The sequence below is a fragment of the Affinundibacterium flavidum genome, assembly GCF_014284175.1.
Taxonomy (GTDB): Bacteria; Pseudomonadota; Gammaproteobacteria; order Burkholderiales; family Burkholderiaceae_D; genus Undibacterium; species Undibacterium flavidum.
The window spans coordinates 1-9,646 of sequence record NZ_JACOGA010000004.1 but is presented as its reverse complement, the minus strand read 5'-3'; the positions used below and the strand labels follow the sequence as shown (position 1 = coordinate 9,646).

The window sequence follows — 9,646 nt, the reverse complement described above, 5'->3', positions numbered from 1 at the left end:
GGCGACGACATTTAACGTGAAATGGATAAAAGTGATGGCTCGTATTCGAGCAAAGAATTCAGCTCCTGACTATCAGAAAGAAGGTGCTTTTCTATTTGAGCGAATGCAAAGGTTCTTGAAAATATTGATCGTTGGAATGGTAAGCAGTGTTGTGTCGGTTAATTGTCATGCACAAAAAATTGATTTGGGTACGGCTGCGCAGTATTCCGGATTTTTTTTCGGCAATGTGAGCAGCATACCCAATATCGAAGGGCGTCTAGCTGTTGGTGGAGATCTCGATGTATCCGGACCTAGTATAGGTGGTCGTGTTCCATCCGGGTCGACTCAAGCCTCATTAGTGGTGGGAGGGAATATCAATGCGTTCTCCGGTGGCTCAATTTGGGCAAATGGGCACGTGAATAGTTGGGGTGTGTATGCTGGAACAAAAGCCAGCAAAGTCGCGAAATACTTAGACTTGCGTCAGGCGGCTTTTAGTCCTGTAGATTTTGCTGCTGAAAGAATGAATTTGAGTATTTTGTCGCAACAATTGCGCAATGTGTCTCCTACTGGAACGGTCAGTCAATTGTATTCTGCAGTTACGTTGACGGGGAGTAACAGGGATGTTGAATATTTTAATTTGACAGCAGATCAGGTAACCAGTCACTTAAATTTCGCATTAAAAAATATCAAGTCAACCGCTTACATTATTTTAAATGTGAGCGCAAATGATCAGCGCCAGGTACGTATGAGTATTTCTATGAATGTATTTGCTGGACGTGGGAAACGAGTGCTATTTAATTTGCCTGATACAGATGTGTTGATGATGCAAGGCGTACGGGTTGAAGGCAATGTTCTGGCGCCTTACGCCTGTGTCAAAGATTCTAGCGGCTTTATCGAAGGCACGATAGTTGCGGCAAGTTGGAACACCAGCATGTCAATAGGTTATGCGCCATTTGAGCCGCTTAACTAGCGTTCGCGCAGTCAGTCAGAAATTGTCGTCGTATAGCAAGTCACAAAAATAGAAGTATCTGAAAAGTTTGGGAAGATGGAATGAAAAGTCGTGTAATTAAAATTGCCATGTCAGCCTTGATGGTGTGCGCAACAATCGTATTTTCTGCCACTGCGTTTGCGCAAAACAAAAACCTCGAGCAACAGATTTTGCAAGAAGTTGCCGCGGGTCGCGATGCACGAGTGATGATAGACGAGTACCACAAAAATCAACTAAAGACGACGAGTATAGGTGTTGATCGCGCGGCAGAATTACGCCAGTTACACATCGCTGAACAGGCATTAGCAGATGCACTGAGCAACTGGCAAATGCGACGTACCGATAGTACATTCGCAGAAGTTGAAGCTGTCTATCTGCAATGGAAAGCAGCGGTAATAGTGATTGAAAGTCGTCAGAAAGGAATTGAGTCGAAGCTACAAAAAATTGCCTCGAACTCTGCATATCTCAGTCTACATCGGGACGTCACGACAAAACTTATCGCACGTCTTACCCAGATTAAGAGTTTGTTGGACCCTGTTTTTTCTAGTAAAGAAAAATTCGTGTCAAAAGATGTGAATGGCTTAGTAAAAACAGTCATCGTGTTGCTGACACCAAAACTAGAGAATGTGAAGCGTGAATCGATACTCCATGCAAATAGTTTGCCTGTAACTGCGGCCAATTTACCGAGTCGAACACCTAAGTTGAGCCCGGCGATTACGCCTAGTTATGTCAAAGGCACAGAGGTTGAAAGTCTGCCTGTTGATTTACAAGATTCAAGCGAAGCCCCGTTATCCGAAGAGATTACTAAACAGGCGAAAGTACTAGGTAACGATTACATTCGTATCTACGAATTCGTCCGCAATCATCACAAAACCGAATGGTATTCGGGTTCCGTCAAAGGGGCTCTCGGTACCTTGCGCAGTAAAGCTGGAAACGACGTCGATCAAGCCAGTCTGTTGATTGCCTTGTTGCGGGCAACGGGCGTTGCCACTAGATATGTACATGGCGTGGTGGAATTTGATACGCAAAAATTAGCAAATGAATTGGGGCTGACTGATAGCAGTACTGTGGCTTCAGCACTAACCAAAGCTGGTATCGCATTTAGCCCGGTGGTTCGCGGTGGGCGTTTGGCCGCGGTTCAACTGGAACATACGTGGGTGACCGCCAAAGTGCCTTATACCAATTATCGTGGCGCGGTTGTGGATGGCTCTGGACAAACTTGGATACCATTAGATCCTTCAACAAAAGTGAGCACCTGGACTGCATCAAATGTATCGATGACTGATGTGGGTACGGCCAATGAAGTACAAAATGCCTACTTGTCGCAAGTACGCCGACAAAGTTTTGGTGAATTCTTAAAGAAGCAGCTCACGGACGTACTTCAAGCTCGGTCCGGTGCCGCTAGTGACTATACGGCTCAATTTGGTAAGCAAGAGTTAGTGCCACTTAATTTAAGCTTGCTGCCCAATTCTTTACCGTATGTCGTGGTTGCAGTGACCCATGAAAGTCCAACCATCTCTCCCTCGAATATCGTTAATGCTCGCGTTCAGATTCGTTCTGGTAACCAGACCGTTTTAGATGCGTTATTGCCGGTGCATGAAATATCCAATCAACGTTTGACGATTTCCTATATCCCGGCGACGATAGAAGATCATCGTTTAAGTCTGTCTTTTGGAGGCTTCGATGCGACGCCCCTTTATTTGATGAAGTTGCGTCCTCAAATTCGTGTCGGTGGAAAAGTGCGCACGATAGGATCAGGCAGCGTCGTGCCAGGCAGCGATTTATCTTTGCAAATCGACTTGACGGGACCATTTGGCTCCCAAAAAATCAGTCAAACCGTGATGGCAGGAGCCTATCAGGCGCTGGCCTTCAGTGGCACTGGAGCGAGTCGGCCTGCGAGCAAAGATCCAGCGGATTCTGAAAGCAAGGCGGCGCAAATACTCGATGGATTGGCATTTGCGTATCAGCAGCTTTGGAATGAGGGGGATGCGCAAATAGCAGCGTTGACGGGCGTGAGGGTAGTACGTCCTCTACCATCGCTAACCTTGGTGAGTAATCGTATGCAGACCGTCTATCTCAACGGTGCACCACAAACTCTAGAATGGCGCGGTGTAAGCCTCGATGCCATCGCGCATCCAATTGAAGCAATCGGCGCCAATGCTAAAGATTTCTTGCTGCTTTCAAGTCTTCATGGATCATCGTTGGAATCGGTGCTATTTCAAAATCAACTCAGTGTCGATGCCATATCTGCGGATAAGGGATTCGCATTGGCCAAAGAGCAAAGCATTCCTACATTGAATGTCAGTCAGCAAAATCTTAACGCCATTGACGGCACGGATCATTCACTGGCAGTGAAAGACCATATAAGAAATCTGGTACGACAAGCGTATCGCGTCGAAGTGCCAGCACGCCGTTTGCAATATCAAGCTTGGAATGGTTCTGTCTGGCGTGCTACTGAAGAGGCAACGGGGGCTGGTGGGTATTTTATTTCTGGTGGTTTGGCTGGTGGTGAAGTGGCAACGGGAGAGAATGCCTGGACTTTAGGATTTCTGGCGGACGCATTACGCTCGCCCAATTCGGATGGTGCGAATAATGATCCTTTAGCGGGTGTGCAACTTCTGTCGATCAGTAGCTTAGATAATGAGATTGGCATTGCAGGGCAAGTGATGCCATTGCCATTGAACGTGATGGTATTGGATAAAGACGGTTTTCCTGTGCAGGGTGCATCGGTGCTGTTTCAGATGATTGCGGGAGGCGGATTACTCAATGGAGCTGCGACGTATACAGCCACGACAAATGCATTAGGAATCGCATCAGCTACTGTGACGCTTGGCCAAAAAACTGCTGAAAGCCCCATGTATATGCGAGTGGCAAGCGGGGATAAATATCTGACAAAGCTCGGTCAGAATATGATTGACATGAGTGTCTTGTCGGCTGATGGAATGATCAGAATAGAGACGCCAGTCACCATTTTTGCAAAGCCAGATGTGCTTAGCGATATTGTTCGCACTTCCGAGAAGAAGTTAAAAGTCAAAGCGCCCACGGCTTCCGGTAGCACGCTCAATAGTGAAGATGATCTGGCAACGGGCATTTTTATAGGCCAATTTGGTGCGATGGTGGCGGATCAATATGGTAATCCGATTGCGAACATTCCTGTCGCCCTGAACATTGAAACGACTCTTAGATGCAATTCTTACGATGATAGTTTTTTTAGAGGTAGTGTGCTTTTTGATAATAGCGTAAATGATCAAGGCAGGCTCAGTAACTGTCCTACCAACATGCCGATTTTGGGGGAATGTGGAAACTCCTCGTTCAGTGCTATGTCATCGACTCAAGGAAGTGTGAATGCCGGTATTATTTCGAGTAACGCATGGTATGCGAGGGAAAAGATTGCGGTGCAAGCGGGACCACTTCAACAGAAATTCGACGCGTTTGATTATTATGATGATGCGAAACGTTGCTATCCCGACTTTGGGACATATGCCGGAAGGAATTTGTTGACGGGATTAATTTCCGATGATCGAGGAGTCAATGTCAGTGGTGCAAAATTGGGCAGTGAGTATAAACGCCCCATAGAGTTGCGCTTCGTTTTGCCCATCACTGAAGAGATTACCCGTATCAGTGAACGAACAGGTAAGCCTGAGCAAGTTGGTGTTCCTTTCCAAAAATTGATCTCCTATCCAATGAAAGTGGATTTTCATGCAACATCTGGCGGATCGACATCCGGAGTGACACAAACAGGTCCATCCACTTATCAAACCAGATTGACAGTTGGGAATTCACCTGCGCAGCATTTTATTGACGCACAGGCGATAGAAGGGACACTGAGAGATGACAAAATTGATTACTTCACCTATGGATTTGGACCAATCTCAGCGGTACTGCCAAAAATAGAAAGTATCAGCTCTATCAACGGCAATCATCTTCTATTAGATGCGAATGGAAATAGTAGTGCTAAGGCCACAATTGAATACAGCATTTCGCCACCAGAATATACGGCTTTAGGAGTCAAACTCAGAATATATGAAGAAGAAAAAGAGTACATAGACCTGATCGGCGATAGCGTTAAGGGTACCGGCAAAGCAGACATTCATCGTGGTACCCCATTTGATCTTAAGAAAAAATACCAGGTTGAATTGGTGTTGGGGGAGAATTCTCTTGTAGAAATGAAGTCAGAGAAATTTCAGCTGTCGACACGCCAATCATTAATAATTTCAGCAAAAGGCCACGGTGGAAATCTGGACGTAGATCTAGTCAATCAACGCTCATGCGGACGTTCAGGAGGGATAGATTTTTCGTTTGCCCAAGATGTCAGGGCGACGCTCAGTGTGCAGTCGGTGAATGCTAATGGAGGAATCCTCGGTACGCCACAAATACTATTTCAAGACCAGGTTTATTCCCAAGGCAGCTTCTCGCACAACATTGACCCGGCACAACTGGGCTCAGGAGATTTTGTATTTACGCTGAGCGCGACCGGTATTGCCGATCCATCGCAACAAGAACAAAGGGCTGGCGGATTCTCCTCCCTGTTCAAGATGCATAATAGCCTGCCAGTAGGCCAGGTCATCGTCAAAGGCGTCAACCTGAAGACGGGTGGGCTGGTTGCCCAAACCCAAGCAATAGGCATCCCAGGCGTTGGTCCTGCGTTCCACTTTCAGCCCACGTATTCATCCGGGTCGAATGGGCAGATCAATACCATGGGCGCGAACTGGACACATAACTTTGATGCCGGTTTAAGCATCAATAGTTGTGGCGAAGTCTCGGTGTCGGCAGGTGATGGCGGCAGTGTGCGTTTTGCGCCGACCAATGACGGTAAATTGGTTGCCGATAAAGGCTATCACGCGACCTTAGTAGAAAACAAAGTCGATCACAGCTTTGATTTTTACAGTAAAGACGGCACACGCTACCACTTTGGATTGATCAATCCGCAAATTCAATGGAAGCTCGCCTATATAGAAGACACAAATGGTAATCGCCAGACCTTGAATTACGACATGGATGCGATACCCGCACCGCGTTTGATCAATGTGACGAATAGCGATGGGCGCCAGTTCAATTTGACGTATGCGGCGCAAAAGATTGACCGCCCGGGTGTCACTAACATAGAAGCCTTGGTGCAATCGGTCACAGGCCCAGGTGGCCTGAGCTTGAAGTTCACGTACGACAAATTTGGCAATCTGATCGCGGTCAACAGAAATGGCCGTACTGAAAGTTTTGCGTACAGTACGGACGAAATAGACACCTATGCCCGCTCTTTGCTCACTAGCTACACCGATCCGAATGGCAATAAAACGACCTACACTTTCAATAAAGAGAAACTCGCCTTTACGTCTGGTGGTGTAAGCAATCTGGCGATGGCCAATAGCATGGTGACGACCATCGCAACGCCCACGGGCAATGTGGGTTTTAACTACGATATCGCAACGCTCAAAAATAGCAGTGTGACGGATGAAAACGGCAAACTCACCAAATACACACTCAATGCCTATGGCAGTCCGTTAGCGATAGAAGACCCGATTGGTACGACTCGTATGACTTGGGCAATAGACGACATAAACATGTTATCGAAGACCGATGCACGCGGTGTAAAAACGGAGTACAGCTACGACACGCACGGCAATCTTCTTTCAGAAAAAATAGCCGGCACGACGATCACCAATACCTATCTGGTGCAAACGGCAGCACCGTATATCAAGAACCGCTTAACTAGTCGAGTTGATCGTAACGGCAACAGCACCACTTACACCTACGATGAGCGCGGCAACCGGACACAAGAGAGCCATCCCGAGTCTGCAAAAATCAGCCATAGCTACAGTAGCAATGGCTTAATCCTCAGCACGACCGATGCGATGGGAGGCGTGAGCAGTTTCTCCTATGATGACGTGGGGAATCTCAAAAGCACTAAAAACCCGATAGGTGCCAGTCAAAGCTTAACGCGCGATGCACGCGCACGCGTGGTGAGCAGCACCGATGATGCTGGCACGACCAAGTTCGACTATGACGATCAGGACCAAGTCGTCAGTCGCACGGATGCGATGGGCAAATCGCGTAGCATGAGCTATGACAAGAACGGCAATAAGCGTACAGAAAAAGATGAAGCAGGCAGAACGACGAGCTGGACTTATAACGCCCTCAATCTACCGGTCACCATCACCCGTGCCGATGGCAAGAGCAAACAGATAGACTACGATAATGTGGGTAATAAAACTGCAGAGACGGACTTTGCCAATAATACCACCAGCTACAGTTATGACGCCGCTAATCGTCTCACCAAGAGAGTCGAGCCACTCGGCAAAAAGACCAGCTACACCTACGACGAGATCGGCAATGTCGTGAGCGAAACAGATGCGCTAGGGCGTATCACCAGTCACAGCTACGACGAACTAAGTCACCGCATCGCCACCGTGGACGCCGCAGGTGGCAACTGGAGCATGACTTATGATGGCAATGGCAATCAGCTCAGCAGCACCGACCCGCTAAGCCGTATCACGAGTTACGATTACGACGGCTTAAATCGGCAGATTAAAATCAGTCTGGCAGGTGCCGCCACCGACATGGCGTACGATAAAAATGGCAACAAAGTCCGTATCACTGATCGCAACGGCCATATCACGCGTCATCAATACGACGCTGCTAATCGCCTCACCTCCAGCACCGACGGCAATGGTCAAACGACACAGCACAGCTACGACAAGAGCAATAATCTCACCCAAACCATCAATGCCAATCGCCAGGTCACCAGCCACGAGTACGACGCCCTCCATCGTCAAACCGCCACAAAAGATGGTGAGGGATACACCACCCGCTACCGTTACGATGCGGTCGGTAACCTGACCGAAGAAACACAAGCCAACGGTAACACCATCAGTCACGCCTATGACGACCTCAATCGCCTGGTATCCACCACCGACCGCTTAGGTCAGCTCGGCGCCTGGGATTATGACGCCAACGGCAACAAGATCACAGAAACCGATGCCAATGGCAACACCACCAGTCACGACTACAATGCCCTCAATTACTTAAGCAAAACGACAGCGCCGGAAGGGCGCAACCACCAGTTTACTGTCGACCTGATGGGCAATCGTCTGTCAGCCAAGGACCCCCGTGGCGGCACCACACATACTATCTATGACGACTTAAATCGTCCGACCGAGATCACCAATGCCTTAAGCGGCAGTCATCGCATCAGCTACGACAAAGTCGGCAATAAAATCCAAGAAGTCGACCCCAACGGTAATAGTACCAGCACCACCTACGATGAACTCAATCACCCCATCACGGTCACCGATGCGCTGAGCAAAAAGCACAGTTACCGCTACGACAAAGCGGGCAACAAGACTAGTGAGACAGACAAACGCGGCATCACCACCAAGTACACCTACGATGGTGTCAACCGCTTACTCACGGTCAGCAAAGACGGCGTCACCATCACTAAAAACCAATACGACGATGGCGGCAACCTCATCTTCGTCACCGACGCCAACGGCAACACCAGCAACTACGTCTACGACAAACGCAATCTGCGGATTGCCGACAACCGCCCCTTAGCCGCGATCACCAAAACAGTACGCGATGCGATGGGCGATGCCATCACCGTCACCGACCCTGAAGGTCGCAGCACCACCACCAGCTACGACGAACGCCGTCGTCCTACAGCTGTCACCAATGCCGCAGGGGAAACCACCACCAGTCACTACGACGGTGTCGGCAACCGCACCAGTGTAAAACGCCCCAATGGCGGCACCACCAGCTATCACTACGATGCCGCCAACCGCCTCACCAGTATCGACGATGCCATAGGTGGCACCACCAGTTACGGTTACGACAAATCGGACAACCATATCCGCATCAGCGACGCCCAAGGCAATCAAACTAGCAGTGACTTTGATGCCTTAAATCGTCGCACCCAGATCACCTACCCAGGCGGTGCGACAGAAAGTTTTACGTACGACGCCAATGGCAATCTGCTCAAACACACCGACGGCAATGGCATCATCGTCAGCCACAGCTACGACGCTCTAAATCGCGAAACGGCGAAGACCTACTCCGCCAGTGCAGACGGCCTCACCAGTATCAACATCAGCTACGACAACAATAACAATATCACCCGGGTCGAGATGCAAGGCAGCAAGACCTTGATCAGCCAATACAGCTACGACAACTTTGACCGTCAACAACAACAGCTTGACCCCTTCGGTGCCAAAGTCACGCTCAGCTACGACGCCAATGGCAACCAAACCAGCCTCATCACCCAAGACGGCAAAGTCAGCAAATATACCTACGACGCCTTAAACCGCGTCACCAGCATCACTGGTCAATCCGGCACCATCGCTTACACCTACGACAAAACCGGGCTCAACACCCAGATCACGTACAGCAACGGCACCAGTAGCAACATGCGCTACGACGCCGCGCTGCGCATGCAACAAGTGACACACGCCAAAGGCAACATCATCCATGCACGCACCGACTACGTGTTCGACCAAAACGGCAATCGTACCAAAGAAACCATCAACCGCAACGCCGCCGCACAGGTTACCAACTACAGCTACGACAAAGCCGACCGCCTGACCCAAACCGAGGTCATCGACGTCAACCAAACTGTCACCACAGCCTACACCTTAGATGGCGTCGCCAATCGCACCAAAGAAATCATCAGCACCAAACCAGCAGGCACAG

The 9,646-nt window shown here is 49.0% G+C and carries 2 protein-coding genes; both read left to right on the top strand.

The genetic code is table 11. The features are described from left to right. Nucleotides 1-34 precede the first annotated feature (34 nt). Complete coding sequence (locus tag H8K55_RS05040) at nucleotides 35-949, top strand: choice-of-anchor A family protein (protein ID WP_186940994.1); 915 nt, start codon at nucleotides 35-37, stop codon at nucleotides 947-949. An 80-nt stretch (nucleotides 950-1,029) separates the two neighbouring features. Beyond that, nucleotides 1,030-9,646 (top strand): transglutaminase domain-containing protein (locus tag H8K55_RS05035; protein WP_186940993.1); only part of this gene is annotated, 8,617 nt, incomplete at its 3' end.

Coding starts and splice junctions, on each gene's coding strand:
- H8K55_RS05040 (WP_186940994.1), top strand. CDS start 35: ATGGCTCGTATTCGAGCAAAGAATTCAGCTCCTGACTATCAGAAAGAA.